Here is a 16,226-nt window from a genome sequence, read left to right as displayed (position 1 = left end):
ATATAGACGAGTTCATTGTAATCAACATTTTATAAAAAGGATGGGATGACATGGCTAAAGACGGGATGTTTTATGCACCAAAAAGTGTTACAAAAGAGGTTGTATGTGGTCCGGGTGAGTTCACTATTGCTGCTGTTGCGCTGGATCATGGACACATCTACGGCATGGTTGGGGGATTGTTGGAGGCTGGAGCTACCCTCAAGTGGGTATATGATCCGGACCCGGCGAAGGTAGAGGCATTTCGGAAGCAGTTCCCACAGGCTCAAGTTGCTGGATCTGAAGCCGAAGTGCTTGCAGATGATGAGGTGTTATTGGTGGCAAGTGCAGCAATCACTTCAGATCGTGCGCCGCTTGGCATGAGAGTTCTGGCCGCAGGCAAGGATTATTTTACAGACAAAGCCCCATTTACCACGCTGGAACAATTAAAGCTTGCACGGGAAGAAGTGAAGCGAACAGGCAAGAAGTACATGGTGTATTACAGTGAACGACTGCATGTAGAAAGTGCGATCTATGCGGGGCAACTCATTGAACAAGGGGCAATCGGCAAAGTAGTGCAAGTTATGGGTACTGGCCCGCATCGCTTGAATGCCGGAGGAAGACCCGACTGGTTCTTCAAGCATGAGCAGTATGGCGGCATTCTCTGTGATATCGGGAGTCACCAGATCGAACAATTTCTGACGTTTGCATCATGTACGGACGCTGAGGTAGGGTTCAGTCGTGTGCATAACTTCAATCACCCACAGTTCCCGGAACTGGAAGACTTCGGTGAAGCTTCTCTGATCGGGGACAACGGAGCGTCCGGTTACTTCCGAGTGGACTGGTTCACACCGGATGGTCTGGGCACATGGGGCGATGGGCGTACAGTTATTCTGGGAACGGACGGTTATATCGAGCTGCGGAAGTATATCGACATCGCAAGGGAACCTCAGGGGGATCAGGTGTACCTGGTCAATCATGAAGGGGAGTACCGCTACAATGTAAAAGGCAAGGTCGGTTATCCTTTCTTCGGTCAGCTCATTCGCGATTGTCTGGATCGGACCGAGACCGCCATGACACAGGAACATGCATTCAAAGCGGCAGAACTCTGTCTGATTGCACAACATAAAGCGATGAGAGAGCGCGTGGTGTGGAGTAGCGGAGCGAAGTAAATGTTTTAGGTGAAGGGGAGCAAAGGTTGATTACTAAAGGTTATCCGTAAAGTTGAGTGAAGAAAGAGCAGCCCAAATGTTAAACTGCATCCTACATGTTAGTTATGGCTAACATATGGGACAGTTCACGGGGGCTGCTTTTTTTGAGTATGTTTGTGACTTCGCAGATGGATTAATATGGGTTATATTATATGTAGTTCGGATATTGTTTGAAAAGAGAGGTATTTACGAAGTTCGTATATATGATGTTATAGGAAATCGGTAAGAACTATCAATTAAAGGTATAGAAGAGTATTAAATAATTATTGGAGGGAAGAAAATGACTTCAAAAATTGATATTTTATTTGAAGAGCTTTTTGGATTCAAGCCTAAAAAAAGTGGAGAAGCATATGAGAAAATTTCAGCCGCTGTTATGAAATTGCTACACAAAGATAGCAAGGTGACGCATGATGAAAAACTTAGAGGAGAGTTTAGCGACACATTATATCAAATAGATGTGATGCTAGAAGAGGAAGCCAAAAAAAGAATGGGCGAGGCGAAGGATTATACTGTGAAGGGAGCAAAAGTAGGGAGAGGAGATATTCAAAAGTTAAGCGGAGCTTTAGTGGATCTAAATGAAGTAACAGGTGGAGCATTCTTTTCTGCAACGGACTATACAAAGCCAGCCATGGAATATGCAGAAGCAAGTTCGAAGATGTTTGGGAAGGATATACAATTGTACAATTTAAGACCGTCAACAGAGTTAGATGAAGAAGGAAGAATAATGAAGATTCTTGTAATTATAAGTATCTTTACTCCCAAAGATGATGAGATTGTTTACACACCAATTTTTTCGGAGAACGGAAAAGACAAGATTGACCAATTGATAAAAGAAGGAAAATTAGTAGAAGGTAAAATTCAAGTTCTTATAGAAAATTTTTATGATGAGAATAGAAATGTTATCACGTCGTTAAGTGAATTATCATCCACTAATATACAAAATGGTTTTGAGGATATGGCACAGGGTTCTTTTTGGTTGAAAGGGAAATTTCTTGAGATTTCTGGTCATTTGATTGAATTGTTAGGATTATCATATTGTATTCCATTTTCAAAGACTGATGAAACAATTGAAGTTGATCCTTATGGGAAGCATAAATTATTAATAAGAAATCAAGACGGAAGTATTAATAAATTGATTACTGATGAAGAGATTAGAAAAAGCATAAAAGGGATCAATTGAATAGATTATAAACCTTTAAAGCACCGACATCCTATAACATAATATTCACGCTGCGGACATACGTCCTTGGTCCGGCATTTGCCGGACACTCGACATGCGTCGAGTCGTGAATACAGAAACGTTAGATGAAAGCCACGAAGAACATTTTTAAAGGAGGTGATTAAATGAATTCAACTTGGCTGGAAAGAGTGAAAAATAATATCCTCCCTGTAAGTGAAGAACAAATTGATGTGCTAAAGGCTTTAAAAGAATGGGTTTACGAAGGTGATATGTATGATGTTGAAATTGCAGAAGAAACGTGTGAATTATGTGATCATCCACACATTAGATATCAATTTGAAATTGTAAATATAATTAATTCAAATACACTTCAAATAGGGTCAGAATGTATCAATAGATTTGAGATTGGAGTGCTTGATAATAAAGGGGTGCTACTATCCTCTGAGAAAGCAAAAAAGAAAGTGAATAAAGATAAAAACAAGCTAGTAACCGAAGCAAAAGTAAAAAGTGTAATTAATTCCTTAGTAAGTCTCTCAAAAGTTGATAATGAATTTGAGATTGAAAGCTTTATTAAATACTTAAAAGATAATGGAGCCTTTACTCCAAAACAGCTTTCAACATTAATTTGGAGGTTGGAAAAGTACAAAATAAATCATATAAAGTCCCATTTTAAATTTTCTATTAAGAAAAATAAGGATAAAGACCAACTTCTTGAATTAGCAGATTATAAAGTGAAGCAAATGTGGGATTGTCTTTCTAGTTCTCAGAAAAATTTTTATTCGGAGAAACAGAAGCTAAAGAAAATGATAAACAACTTGCCTCTATAGTAATTCAAGAAGTCGTGACCACCATCTAACATCATATCCACGCATCGGAACCTTACAGCTCCTGGGTCCGCAAGAAGCGGATTGTCAAGGGAAGCAGATTCAGAGGACACATCCGCCCCTGACGGGGCTTAAATCGGTGGGACGTCGTGGATACAGTAACGTTATACGCAACCCCTTAAGAATGTTAAACCATGCAACCAATTAATAACAAATAATAAATATAGGTGAAAGAATACATTTACACGTAGCAGTTGAAAACCAAGATGAACGGAATATTAGAAGGTGTACCATATAACAATAAATTTCCACATCGTTAGTTATGCTCCTTGGTCATCAAGAGAAATACCAGAGAAGCGGATTCATAATAAAGTGCAAACTATAGAATATTTCTATTATGCGAAAGAGAGGATCAAATGAATTATCATTTTGGCTTTTCATGGAAGGGTCTGATAATCTTTTTATTGCCAATGATACCAAATGTATTTTATTTTTTAATTCCTGCGTCAGATATATCAGGAAACAATGCAAATAGCCATTTGATTTTAGATGTTTTGGAGCACGGAAGTCAGGCGATATTTTTCTTTCTTCTGATATTTGTTGTAAGAAAACAAGCATCTGAAATGCGATGTCCTTATATAATTGGTATGGCAATAATGTTGATTTTTTATTATGGGCTATGGATATTGTATTTTACAGGCAACGCAAACTCGATTGTTTTTTTGGGGATGGCCGTTCTCCCGGTAGTATATTTTATATTAGCTGAGATTTGGCTTCAAAATTATCTGGCTATTATACCAACAGTACTTTTTGGTATTGTGCATGTCATTAATACATATGTGTCTATTGCGAATTAAAGGGAGGACAACAATCCTCTTAAATTTTGATTGTGCGTTCAGCATGTATTCTATATCAAGGATTAGGTCTCGAATGGTGAGGTTAGAAGTAAGCCATAGCTTAAGGCAGGCGTGTCCAACGTGAGCAGGAATCTGAAATAAGCCATCGGCAAATCTCCGGTCCGAGGAACACGAGCCTCTTATAAGGCTAGCATTCATTGGATGAAGTTACTAAACAAACCAAAGTTGATACTGCTGAAGGCGTACGAGAGTAAATGAGGGGATCTTTCCTATGCGGAAACGGATTTGATAGGAGCAAAAGATAGAACCAAGAGACAAAACACGTAAAGACATATTAAATACATAAAACACACAAGACATATAAGGATGTGGAATCGAAGAAGAAGGGGCAGCGTATAACAATGCATTTTGCTTCGTCGCTGACGTTCCTCGGTCTTCAAGAGGGATTTCGGAGAAGTGGAATCAGGCGACACATCCAACCGGCTAAGTGGCAAAGCCACCCGGACCTCCGGTCCTTGAGCCGTTTGGACGTCAGAAATGCGCAACGTTATCTGACATAAAACTATTACATTTTAGGAGCAAATAATGAATATCACTTTCTCGGCATGGGTTCAATATTATCGAAGAAATAATCAAAACCTCAAATATATTCATTGGGATGACAACTATAAATTAACAACTAATGAAAGAGAAATAATCATTAAGTCAATTCAACAGTTTCAATTAGGAGAAAACTCTGAAGGTAAACATCTAATTAAACGTGCGCAAGAATATGTACATCAGACACAAGATCAGGATTACTATGAAGCGCTTATAGAATTCATTAAAGAAGAACAGAGGCACGCTAGAGATCTAGGCAGATTTATGAAGTTACAGGGAATCCCACTCCTCCGTAGACATTGGGTGGACAATGTATTTAGAAGATTACGTCAATATGCGAGTCTAGAACAATCAGTCATTGTTCTATTAACTGCTGAGATCATTGCTAAGTTGTACTATAAAGCTTTGCAAAAATCTACAAAGTCAGAAGTATTAATAGATTTATGTAATCAGATTTTAAGTGATGAGGAGAAACATGTTCAGTTTCAATCCGAAACTCTTCATAAATTTGCTCAAAATAGGAACGTTCTCTTTAACAGAATAGTTTATATCCTTCGTAGAATCCTTTTTGAAGGAACGCTAATTATAGTGTGGTATCAACATAAGCCTGTATTTAAAGCTGGGGGATATAAACTCAAAAGTTATTACTATGAATGCCGTCATGAGTTTAACCTAACAAAGAAGATTATAGCTAATTCACTGTAGAGGTTTACGTCAGATAACATTATATCCAAGCTTTGGATTCTGGCGCTCCCTCGGTCAGCCCGAAGGGAATTGGCAGGGAAGTGGAATCAGGCGGACACATCCGCACGGACTAACCGCATCGCGGTCGCTCCCTAACGTGGCTTAAGTCGGTGGGGCGTCGTGGATACAGTAACGTTATAGGAAATCAGCGTATAAAAATACAAAATAAATTTTTCAAACTCTGAATAGGAGTGAAATCATGCTGGAAGCGGTTATTTTCGATATGGATGGTACACTATTTCAAACAAACAAAATCTTAGAGTTATCGTTAGAAGAAACGTTTTCTGTCTTGAGGTCTCGTAACGAATGGTCGAGTGAAACTCCAACTCAAAAATATCGTGAAATTATGGGAGTTCCTCTACCAGTAGTTTGGGAAACGCTACTACCGAACCATTCAAACGAAATCAGACGAATTGTGGACGAGATCTTCCTAGAGAAGCTAATTGCAAATATTAATTATGGCAAAGGTGCGCTTTATCCGCATGTCAAAGAAGTTTTTGATTTTTTAAAACAGGAAGGCTGCTTAATTTTTATTGCAAGTAATGGACTAATCGAATACCTCAATGCTATCGTTAACTGTTACAAGTTAAATAATTGGGTGACAGAAACCTTTAGCATCCAACAAATAGAGACTCAGAATAAGGATGACTTAGTTAGATATATCCTTATGAAATATCACATCAACAACGCTGCTGTAGTTGGTGACAGGATCTCTGATTTCAATGCAGCAAAAAACAATGGATTGAAGGCTTTTGGTTGTCGATTTGACTTTGCCCAAGAATGGGAGCTTAAACAAGCGGATTATATTATTGATGATTTACTTGAATTGAAAAAATATATTTAACATCATGGGAAGTGGAATATTAGTGTAAGTATTTTCGAAGAAGACGCTGAGATCCTATAACATCATATTCAAGTAGCGGCGCCTCATGGAGCCTTGGTCTGCAGGAAGGATTTCGAAAAGGGATTTCGGCAGACAACCCATTCGGGGTTCATCAATACAGGAACGCTATGTCCATAATAGCTTTAAAACATAATGACACTTTTTGGAGGTTAATTGATGGGAGCATGGGGAACTGGAATTTTCGAGAACGATAATGTATTAGATTGGAAGGCAGATTTACTTGATTCTGATGACATCGAATTAATTGAAGAGACGATTGAAGAAGTATTAGAAGAAGATTATATTGAGTCAGATTTAGCTTCCAATGCTTTAGGCGCAATTGAGATCCTTGTAGCATTACAAGGTAATCCTGGGACAGAAATTTTGAATAATCAAAGTAATACAGAGGATCTATATGACTGGATCGATAAACATAAAGGAAAAGGAAAAAAACTCATTTCAAAAGCTAAACGAGCAGTTAAGAAAATTAAGAAAGATTCAGAACTAAAAGAGCTATGGGAAGAATCAGAAGAATACCCAATCTGGTTAAATACAATAAATGACTTAGAAAATCGATTGTAAAGAAATTGATAGCTTTTCGAGAAGAGGGAACTTCACATAACAAAATATTCAAGCTGCGACTCCGTTGGAGCCTTGGTCTGCTGGAAGGATTCCAATGAGGCAATTTCGGCAGACAACCCCTTTGGGGTTCATGAATAAAGAAACGTTAGCAGAAATCAGGGGAATGCTTAAATAAATTATAAAGATTAAGATAACTATTATTTAAGGGCGGGGATTTCAATGAGTAGCTTGTTACTAACCTCTTGTGGTTTTTATACTGAAGATATTAAAAATCAATTTCTGGATTTTATTGATGGAGATATTTCTCAATTAAAAGTCTCAATTATTACAACAGCATCCCCTAGAAAAGAAACTAATAGATATGCACAAAGAGCAATGCAAGAGTTTAAGGACATGGGATTTCAGCATATCAATTTTGTAGATATAGAATTTGATGACCCGCAAATTCTCTTACATAGAGATGTTATATATATCAATGGTGGAAATCCATTTACATTATTGTATTACGCGAAGAAAAGTGGTGCTGATGAAGTTATTAAAACACTGGCTGCACAGAATGTAATTATAGTTGGAGTAAGTGCAGGAACGTTATTACTGGGCCCGAATATTAACATTGTCGATTTCTTTACTCCACAGATGAACACAATGAATTTAACGGATTTTAAGGCATTAGGTGTAACCGACAAGCTTATTTTTCCTCACTATGATCGAGAGGACATATTTAAAGATAGTACTAATAAAACAATTGAAGAGAGAATAGTAGAATTTGAATCCAATGAGAACTGTGAAGTGACAAGGCTTAAAGATGAAGAATATATCTCAATCATAATGAACCAAGCACATTGAATCGAATAAGCCCCTGAAATCTTGCTAACACCTTATTCATGCTGCGGGGTAAGCCCCTTGTTCTGCCAGTGGGTTTGGAGCAGACAACTCCTGCGAGGCTAAGTCTTCGACTTAGTCGCTCCTTTAAGCCTCACGGGTCGTGAATACAACAACGGTAGATAAAATAACGAAGAAGTTTGTATTGGGAGTTGATTCATTGAAGTATTCAACTGTAGTTCTTGACTTGGACGGAACATTATTAAATTCAAAAAAAGAAGTATCTAAGAGAAACATAGATGCGGTCTTATCTTGTTATCAGAGAGGAATGAGAATAATATTTGCAACAGCTCGACCGCCGAGGGCGGTTAATTGGTTGCTTCCACAAGGATTAGTAGATATCGGGGCTTTTGTATATTATAACGGAGCTCAAGTGATATGTAAGGAAACAAAGATAGAAATTAATGAATCAATCCCTGCTCATGTAACTACAGAAATTCTTGATTACTGTTTGAAGTGTGACCCTCAAATTGAGCTGACTATGGAAGTGAAGGATGAGTGGTTTAGTTTAAGAGAGCTTGATTATATTAGCTCAATGAACACACAATCAAACCCCGTAGTAAAACCTTTAAAAGAATTAAAGCAATATGATGCTACGAAGATACTCCTTTCTGGCAATAATTACAGTTCTGGATTGATTGAAAAATTCCAGGGTAGAGTGAATATACTAATTACGGATAATAATAAACTAGTACAAATCATGCCTCTTCTGGCATCTAAGGAAATGGCAATTACTAAACTCTGTGAATTATATAATGTAGAATTGGATTCCGTCATTGTGTTTGGTGACGATCATAATGATGTAGGCCTCTTTAAGAAGGCTGGATATTCTATTGCTATGGGGAATGCGATTAGGGAATTAAAGGAAATTGCTGATGAAATAACCGTTAATAATGATGAAAACGGTGTTGCTGTAAGTCTAGAAAGATTTTGTGGGTAACTCAAGGTTACTTTATCTAACAATAGATTCATACACCGTCGCACTTGCTCCTCGGTCGCCAAGAAGGATATCGGAGAAGTTAATTAAGGCGACACATTCAATCAGCTAAGTCTATTAACCTGTTCCCTACGGTAAGCTGCTTGAACGTCAGGAATACAACAACGTTTAGCCGAAAGAAGTTCTTATTCTAGGAGGAGTCTATATGATATTAGAAAAAGTTATAAATAGAATTGCAATACAAAGTGAATATAAGGATTTGGTTGATAAGTATATAGATCATATACTTAACGAATTTAAAGGTAAGATTCATAGCATTTATATGTGTGGCTCGATTCCAAAAGGAACAGCTCAACCTTTTAAGTCAGATGCAGACTTTACTATTGTATGTGCAAATCCCGAAGATATTGATTACGAAAGATTGTCAAATATCAAAGACAGGCTTTTGGAAGAATATCCATTCGTCACTAAGATGGATACGATCATTTGCTCGATTGATGATGTATTAAGTAGACCGAACGATTGGGGTTTTTGGGTTAAGATCATTTGTGTTTGCATACATGGGGAGGACATTGGTGAAAAAGTACCCCCGATCATAATTTCTCCAGAATTCATTTTAGACTTAAATACAGATACCAAGGAGGAAGTAGATCGTGTACATCGTTCACTTTCTAATGTTAGTGATCACTCAATGAAAACTAGATATATTAAAGGTTACTCTAAGAGATTAATTCGTGCATTATACTCTTTGGTTTTAGAAGATACAGGGGTATGGGAAGATGAAATCATTAAGATGAAGAATGCCATATTAAACTATTGTGAGATTAACTCCGCTTTAGTTGAGTATCTGTATGCTTGTTACTTGGATAGCGATGTATCTGTTGAAGAGTTTCTGGAAATCGCAGATGAAGTATATAGCTATTTTGAGAACGCCTTAAACACAATGGCTGCTTCCAGAAATTTATTTGGCTAACAACATATTGACGCTCGTAGTCACTCTGAGAAGCGATTCAGCCCCTAAGCCCGTCGGGACATCACTGGCAAGATTGAAAGGAGAAAAATGATACTTGGGTTGTATGAAGCACATTTACCAGTAAGTAACTTACATCAATCGATCGAATTTTATTCTAAATTAGGATTAGAGCTGGCCTGGAGAGATGAAGATACAGCTTTCTTCTGGATTGAAAAAGAAAAGAGTTGGGTCGGTCTATGGCAAGGCGAAGAGTATCTCACTTCTTATCATCCATCATTAAGGCATATAGCATTTCGAGTGAGTTATGAAGATCTTAAAGACAGTGTGAAATGGCTTCAAACTATTGAAATAGAGCCTGTCCCATTTGGAAAAAGAGATTCAATAAATCCATTTGTAAGGCCTAATCAGGGAAATGCTTCGGTCTACTTCAATGATCCAGATGGAAATAGTTTAGAATTATGTGTTTTGTAAGTGTCCCTGAAAACTTAAAGAATATAGCCAATAAATTATCAATCGAAGAATGGGAAGATCTTTTGAAAGATAAAAACTAAAGAATGTATGGGGGAGTTAAAAGAAGTATCAGCATCAGATAACATAATATTTACGCTGCGGCTCCTGCGGAGTCTTGGTCTGCAGGGTGAAAGCGCTTCATCATATATTCAACTACGTTGAACGATGAATATAGAAACGTTAAGCGAAATAATTGCTAGTGGAAGGAGATTTAAATGCATATTAGAGGAATAATTCTTGAAGGATACTCCAATGCCGGGAAGACTTCAGTATTAAAAGCAATTAAACGTTATCAATCACAAGAAGAATCCTCAGAACGGAGCGTAGTTATTCTTGGAGAACATTATTCTCAAATTTTGAATAATAAACATGGAGAATATGTAAGTCTGACCCGAGAAGGACACATTGAGTTACTTAAAGAGCGGGTTGAAATGCTAAAGAAACTTAACGAATGGGCAATTCAACTTGGTCCTGCATCTAGAGGATCTAGGGGACTATTTTATGTTCTGGAAAGGTTTCATTTAAATCATAGAGCCGCATTTGTAGATTCGGATTTGGATGAGATAAATAAAATAGAAGAACAGCTTGAGTCTTTAGGTGCCAAGTGTATTTTGCTTACAATCTCGCCCGAAGTCGTAGAAGAAAGAATTAAAAGTAGACAACCCGAAGAATGGATCTATAAAACAGAAGAAGATGTAAGATCGTCGGTAAATGAATTATTAAAAATCCAAAATGTTTTAAGACATCAAGCTCAAATCTCAAGAGTGCCAACAATAGAAATCAATACAGATGGTAAGGATTGGGATGAGTATGTAAGGGTAATCATGAAGGGCAACGACATCGCCTAACCACATGTTCAAGCTCAGTCAAGTGCACAATGTAAAACTAAACCAGAAGGAGTGATCACTTGATTATTATGATTAATGGATCATTTGGATCCGGTAAGACCTCGACTTCTCAAAAGCTGCAGCCTCTAATACCTAATAGTATGATTTATGATCCTGAAGAAATTGGATATATGTTGAGAAAAATCATAACAGAAGACATCTACTTTGAAGAAGAACGAACTGATGACTTTCAGGATATGGAACTATGGAGAATACTTGTAGTACAGACAGCTAAAGAATTAATGAATAAGTATAAGAAACATCTTATTGTTCCAATGACCATTTATAAGTCTGAAAATTTCAATTACATATTAAATGGATTTAGAAGTATCGATCGAGATACTTTTCATTTTTGCCTCTTAGCATCTGAAGAGATGATCAAAAAACGAATTGAAAAACGTGGAGACAAATTTGATTTTTGGTATCAGAAGCAAACAAACGCGGGTCTAATTGCATTTAAAGATATTAAATTTCAAGAACATATTGACACAGATAATAAAGAAACAGAAGAAGTTATAAGAATAATTTTAAGAAAGGTTTCAAAAATCAATTTGTGAGTAATTCAACGTAGTGACTGACTCCACATAACACAATGTTCAGGCATCAAGCTACCCTCGATTCGGCAGAAGTTAGAGGTGAATTAAAAGAGGTAAATTCAACAGAAGAAATTGGAATTGGAATGATCCGAACACATGAAATTCAAAAGAAATCAGTTAAAATCAAAATTAATATGAGGTGCGTAATGGATCGTAAGATTATTCAAACCGCAAAAGAGATAGCAATAAGAATTATTCGCGAAGCAGGTCTAATCTCTAAAGAGAAATTTGATAACTTTGTTGAACTGAGATCTAAAGATGAATTTGGGGATGTGGTTACTGAAGTAGATCATATCTGTGAAGAAATCATCATCAAACAAATACAAGACGTATTTCCAAATCATCAGATACACAGTGAAGAGGCAGGGGTTATTGGAACTAAGCACGATTGGTTATGGTTAATTGATCCTTTAGATGGAACTAATAATTTTGCAATTGGTTTAGCTGTTTTTTCGATATCAATTACCTTAATGTACAAAAGAGAGCCTGTGATTGGAGTGGTCTATGAACCTCTAACAGAACGTTTATTTGTATCTGTTATTGGTGAAGGGACAAGCTGCAATAATCGACAAATACAAATTAAGAGTAACCCTAATATTTTCAAAGGAAATATAGGTTGGATTCAAGGTCACAGAGTACAAAACGACCCACAAGCAGTAAAACTAAGACAACACATTGATATTAGATTTAAACGAATGTTAAGATTATGGGCTCCAACGCTTCAATGGTGTATGTTGGCCAAAGGAGATATTGATGGAATTGTTCTGTACAATTCTGAGGGTGATGACTTGTATTCAGGTATCTTAATGGTTAAGGAAGCAGGGGGGCTTGTTATAGATTTTGAAGGAAATAAGTTTAATGGAATGAAAGAAGAACCTTATCTAATTGCATGTCACCCAGACCACAAAGAAGAACTATTGCAAATTGTAAGAGAAGGATTGAGTTAACGCTAGAAGCAACTGATTTCATTTAACATTATATTCACGCTTCAGAGCTTGACAGCTCCTCGATCCGCGAGAAGCGATTAGCAGGAAAGTGAAAACAGCCGGATACCCCTGCGAGCATAAGTCTGGCGACCCGTTCGCTTCGGTCACTTAAGATTCTCGAGTCGTGAATAAGGAATTAATTTATTCGAAAGATGGTGAAATGATGAGTGTTATAAATACTAAATCCGTACAAAACGAAATTATAAAAGATATCGAAACAAAATATGGATGGATTGTACATGCAGTTGAATCAAACTATTTGGGTTATGGTAATTTAAAGTGGATTATGACAACTAATATTGGGTCCATCTTTGTTAAACAATATTGCAAGATAAGGTATCGACGCGGATTAGATGGGGTTCGAGACGCACTGAAGTATCAACATCTTATGCATCTTGATGGAATTCCTTGTCAGCCAGTATATAGTTTCAACAGTGAATATATTCATACCACATTTTCCGGCGAGGATTATATGATTTCTGGTTTTAGCACAGGGAATTTAATAAAAGCAGGGCAATTAAACAGTCTTCAGATGTATAGTCTTGGTGAAGCTACTGGTCGTATGCATATGTGGATGAAAACACATATGCCGAAATTACCATACTTACAGTGGGAGTTACCTTCAAAGGCAGAGATGTCTGAAAAGATACAAGCAAATCTAAATGAAATGAAAAAAATTACTAATCAAAGATACATAGAAGCTATAGAGAATCAAAGAATTATTCTTAAAGAATTAGATTTGGATATATTTAATGAGTGTGCTAAAGGATGGGCGCATTGGGATATGCATGTCGACAATCTATTATTTCACGAAGATAGGCTAGAAGATATTTTAGATTTTGATAGACTACACTACGTATATTCAGATTTCGACATTTCCCGCGCAATACTCTCAAGTGCACTTTTAGATGACGGGAAATTAAATGTTGAGTCAACTAGGGCATACATTGATGGTTATAGAATTCATACTAATCTTACGATAGAACAGTTGGTACTATCGATTAAATTAACTTGGTACAAAGAGTTTAAGTGGGTACATGAAAAGTATAGTCAAGATAAAGCAATGAGTCGGTTTATCGAGGAAATGATTTGGATAGGGAATGAGTGGGAGAATCTCGAAGAGATATTCACAACTATCTTTAAATAATGATTGTGGGTTAATTCGGACTAGTCAGCGACAGCCCTGCGAGGTTAAATCCGTCGGACCCGGCGCGATACATCTTACGCCTCTCGGGTTCGTAGATACAGGAATGTTATCGGAAATATTCGTAAATACTTTATTTTTTGGGGGCATCTCAAGGATGAGTGAAAAAACAATAATTATTGAAGATTACAACAATGAATGGCCTGAAATGTTTTCTGATCTGAAATCCATCATAGAACAAAGACTCGGGGATCTAGTACTTAGAATTGAGCACGTTGGTAGTACCGCAGTACCTGGACTAGCGGCAAAACCTATTTTAGATATTGATGTAGTAATTGATTCTATGGACTTGCTTCCAGATGTAATTCAAGGATTAGAAAGTTTAGGTTACTATCATGAAGGGAATTTGGGTGTTGAGAACAGAGAAGCTTTTGCAAGAAAAGATGCAAATGTTCCTTATAGTATAGTAAAAATACAGAAACCTGAACATCATTTATATGTTTGTAATAAAGAGAGCAAAGAGTTATTAAGACATATATCCTTCAGAGATGCATTAATTAGCAATCCCGAATTTGTAGTCGAATATGCCAATCTAAAGAAAGAACTTGCTATTAAATATAGAGAAAATCGTCAGTCTTATACGGATGGGAAGACCGAATTTGTAAATAAAGTACTTAATGAATATGGAAAGAACTTGTAGGTTGCTCAATGGGACTAAAACATCCGATAGCAAATTAACCACGCTGCAGGGGCTAATGCCCCTTGGTCAGTTAGAGATATTTCGCGGAACTCGTATCAGACAGACAACTCCTACGATGCTAGGTCTTCGACCCAGTCGCTGGTGCTCTTTAACCTCTCGGGTTTGTGAATAAAACAACGTTATCGAAAATCTCACAAAGGATATGAAAACGTGAATACTAAAGATTTTAGAAAGGTAATTAGGGTGTATTTTGCTCCAAAACTACATGAGGTTGGGTTTATGGGAACCGATCATCATTTTGTTAAGACAACTGATAATCACTTTATTTACACTCTGGTGATTCAGGCAGATAAATCCGGTGGATCTTGTGTTATGGAGATGGGGGTACATCTAGATTTTCTCCCGAATTCTATTGGTGAATTTAAGTCTTCGAATGAAATCACGACCTATGATTGTGAATTCAGAAAACGTCTTGATAAAAAAGCAAATTGGTTTAAGAGATTTTTTACAGTGGAGCGTGAAAGATGGTTTCAATACGGAGAAACAGACGAGGATGCAATAGTTACTATAGATGAAATGACACAGTTATTTTTGGATCAAGGAATGAGTTATTTTTCTCAATTTAATGATCCTAGGATGATTACATCAATTTCATTGGCCGAGATAATAGCTAGATCTAAGAAGATTGAAGATTTTGGAGCTCCACTTGATTCAAGGTTGGTTTTGTTAATTGCACGAACGCATAAATTTCTAGGTAATGATAGGGACGCGAAAGATTATGCTCAATGGGGATTAAATAATATTGGGGAAGCAAAAGGACTTATTAAGGACTTTGAGGCCATAGGTCTAGGGAGTTTCTAACATCATATCCGTGCTTCGGCGCCTAAAGGCTCCACGGTCCGCGAGAAGCAATCGGCAGGGGAGAGAATTAGCGGACACATCCGTAAGACTAACCGCATCGCGGCCGCTCCAATTGGTCTCTTAAGTCGGTGGGAGGGTCATGGATACAACAACGTTATGCCCCATTATCGGTAAATATCAAAGATAATATTTAAGGAGATAATTTATGAAAGGTAAGATACTCTTCTTATTATTTATTACGATAGTGTTTTCATCTTGCCAAAATAGTAGTCAATTGACTACCATGAACAGCGAAACTAAATCAATAATGAATTCTGAACTGCCTCCTGATGTAGTGAGTACAGGTAATCGAACAGAATCGAAAGAAATAACTGAAGGTCAATCAGATCCTTCTAATAATCAAGTGTTATCCATGAGTATTGGGAACTATGATTCGACTGGAGATTTTTATGATGAAATGCTTCGAAATCCTATAGATCATGATTATGAAGTGGAATTTAATAAACTTCCAAAGAGATTATTACAACATTGGGATGGGGGGCGTTGGAAAGCAAATATACCGAGATTTGGGATAAAGAAATGAATCAAATATATAAAAAGCTGCTTTCTAAGTTGGATAGAGAACCAAGAGAAGCACTAATTGAATCGCAGAAAGAATGGCTACAGTATCACTTAAGGGAAACAAAATTTGTAGAGAAGACATTTATTAATAATGGTTACCTAGGATCACAAGGATCGGTAAGCCTAGGCACGGTTATACGGGAGAGAATTAGGGAAAGAACAATGCAATTATTTGAATATCGATATTTGTTAGATGGTGAAGTTGAGTTTTTATACTAAAGTAAAAAATAGAATTGGAATCTGGATCAAAGGTTTTAGGTGATACTTCGAAG

18 protein-coding genes and 1 pseudogene are annotated in these 16,226 nt (G+C 37.0%); all 19 read left to right on the top strand.

Annotated features, from left to right (window positions below; translation table 11 throughout):
* The first annotated feature begins 50 nt into the window (after window positions 1-50).
* The 19 genes and pseudogenes from MHI14_RS19165 (at window position 51) to MHI14_RS31150 (ending at window position 16,173) form a co-directional block, all read left to right on the top strand.
* Window positions 51-1,148 carry a Gfo/Idh/MocA family protein gene (locus MHI14_RS19165; protein WP_341131049.1) on the top strand — a complete coding sequence of 366 codons (1,098 nt, stop codon included), beginning with the start codon at window positions 51-53 and terminating at the stop codon, window positions 1,146-1,148.
* Between the two features lie 319 nt (window positions 1,149-1,467).
* Entirely contained in the window at window positions 1,468-2,367 is a 900-nt protein-coding gene (locus tag MHI14_RS19160; RefSeq protein WP_133384365.1) for a restriction endonuclease, read from the top strand.
* Window positions 2,368-2,531: 164 nt separating this feature from the next.
* Entirely contained in the window at window positions 2,532-3,194 is a 663-nt protein-coding gene (locus MHI14_RS19155) for a hypothetical protein (protein ID WP_341131048.1), read from the top strand.
* A gap of 413 nt (window positions 3,195-3,607) precedes the next feature.
* The gene (locus MHI14_RS19150; protein WP_133384367.1) at window positions 3,608-4,048 is read left to right on the top strand and encodes a hypothetical protein; all 441 of its coding nucleotides are present in this window, start codon (window positions 3,608-3,610) and stop codon (window positions 4,046-4,048) included.
* 585 nt (window positions 4,049-4,633) lie between these two features.
* Window positions 4,634-5,353, top strand: coding sequence for a ferritin-like domain-containing protein (locus tag MHI14_RS19145; protein ID WP_091031715.1), 720 nt, complete (start codon window positions 4,634-4,636; stop codon window positions 5,351-5,353).
* Window positions 5,354-5,591: 238 nt separating this feature from the next.
* Window positions 5,592-6,236 (top strand): HAD hydrolase-like protein, encoded by a 645-nt coding sequence (locus tag MHI14_RS19140; protein WP_091031713.1) that lies wholly within the window; start codon window positions 5,592-5,594, stop codon window positions 6,234-6,236.
* A gap of 216 nt (window positions 6,237-6,452) precedes the next feature.
* Window positions 6,453-6,857 carry a DUF4259 domain-containing protein gene (locus MHI14_RS19135; protein WP_289392094.1) on the top strand — a complete coding sequence of 135 codons (405 nt, stop codon included), beginning with the start codon at window positions 6,453-6,455 and terminating at the stop codon, window positions 6,855-6,857.
* A gap of 219 nt (window positions 6,858-7,076) precedes the next feature.
* Window positions 7,077-7,703: a Type 1 glutamine amidotransferase-like domain-containing protein gene (locus tag MHI14_RS19130; RefSeq protein ID WP_341131047.1), complete on the top strand. Its 627-nt coding sequence runs from the start codon at window positions 7,077-7,079 to the stop codon at window positions 7,701-7,703.
* A 139-nt stretch (window positions 7,704-7,842) separates the two neighbouring features.
* On the top strand, window positions 7,843-8,679 hold the full coding sequence (locus tag MHI14_RS19125) for a Cof-type HAD-IIB family hydrolase (RefSeq protein WP_133384372.1): 837 nt from the start codon (window positions 7,843-7,845) through the stop codon (window positions 8,677-8,679).
* A gap of 202 nt (window positions 8,680-8,881) precedes the next feature.
* A complete protein-coding gene (locus MHI14_RS19120; RefSeq protein ID WP_341131046.1) occupies window positions 8,882-9,649 on the top strand; it encodes a nucleotidyltransferase domain-containing protein in 768 nt (255 codons plus the stop codon).
* Window positions 9,650-9,736: 87 nt separating this feature from the next.
* A pseudogene (locus tag MHI14_RS19115) lies at window positions 9,737-10,200 on the top strand (VOC family protein).
* A 174-nt stretch (window positions 10,201-10,374) separates the two neighbouring features.
* A complete protein-coding gene (locus MHI14_RS19110; protein WP_339309161.1) occupies window positions 10,375-11,007 on the top strand; it encodes a hypothetical protein in 633 nt (210 codons plus the stop codon).
* Between the two features lie 68 nt (window positions 11,008-11,075).
* Window positions 11,076-11,603, top strand: coding sequence for an AAA family ATPase (locus MHI14_RS19105; protein WP_339312815.1), 528 nt, complete (start codon window positions 11,076-11,078; stop codon window positions 11,601-11,603).
* Between the two features lie 185 nt (window positions 11,604-11,788).
* A complete protein-coding gene (locus tag MHI14_RS19100; RefSeq protein WP_341131724.1) occupies window positions 11,789-12,589 on the top strand; it encodes an inositol monophosphatase family protein in 801 nt (266 codons plus the stop codon).
* 163 nt (window positions 12,590-12,752) lie between these two features.
* Window positions 12,753-13,775, top strand: coding sequence for a phosphotransferase (locus tag MHI14_RS19095; protein ID WP_341131045.1), 1,023 nt, complete (start codon window positions 12,753-12,755; stop codon window positions 13,773-13,775).
* Between the two features lie 154 nt (window positions 13,776-13,929).
* Entirely contained in the window at window positions 13,930-14,472 is a 543-nt protein-coding gene (locus MHI14_RS19090; protein ID WP_341131044.1) for a GrpB family protein, read from the top strand.
* A 210-nt stretch (window positions 14,473-14,682) separates the two neighbouring features.
* Complete coding sequence (locus tag MHI14_RS19085) at window positions 14,683-15,333, top strand: DUF4304 domain-containing protein (RefSeq protein ID WP_341131043.1); 651 nt, start codon at window positions 14,683-14,685, stop codon at window positions 15,331-15,333.
* A gap of 205 nt (window positions 15,334-15,538) precedes the next feature.
* The gene (locus MHI14_RS31155) at window positions 15,539-15,916 is read left to right on the top strand and encodes a hypothetical protein (RefSeq protein WP_445260316.1); all 378 of its coding nucleotides are present in this window, start codon (window positions 15,539-15,541) and stop codon (window positions 15,914-15,916) included.
* Complete coding sequence (locus tag MHI14_RS31150) at window positions 15,877-16,173, top strand: lysozyme inhibitor LprI family protein (RefSeq protein ID WP_445670344.1); 297 nt, start codon at window positions 15,877-15,879, stop codon at window positions 16,171-16,173. Before MHI14_RS31155 ends, MHI14_RS31150 begins: the two co-directional genes overlap by 40 nt.
* Window positions 16,174-16,226 lie beyond the last annotated feature (53 nt).

Origin of the sequence: Paenibacillus sp. FSL K6-2393 (genome assembly GCF_038002545.1) — a bacterium.
GTDB lineage: Bacteria > Bacillota > Bacilli > Paenibacillales > Paenibacillaceae > Paenibacillus.
The sequence above is the reverse complement of the archived record's forward strand: the minus strand, read 5'-3'. Positions and strand labels throughout refer to the sequence as shown.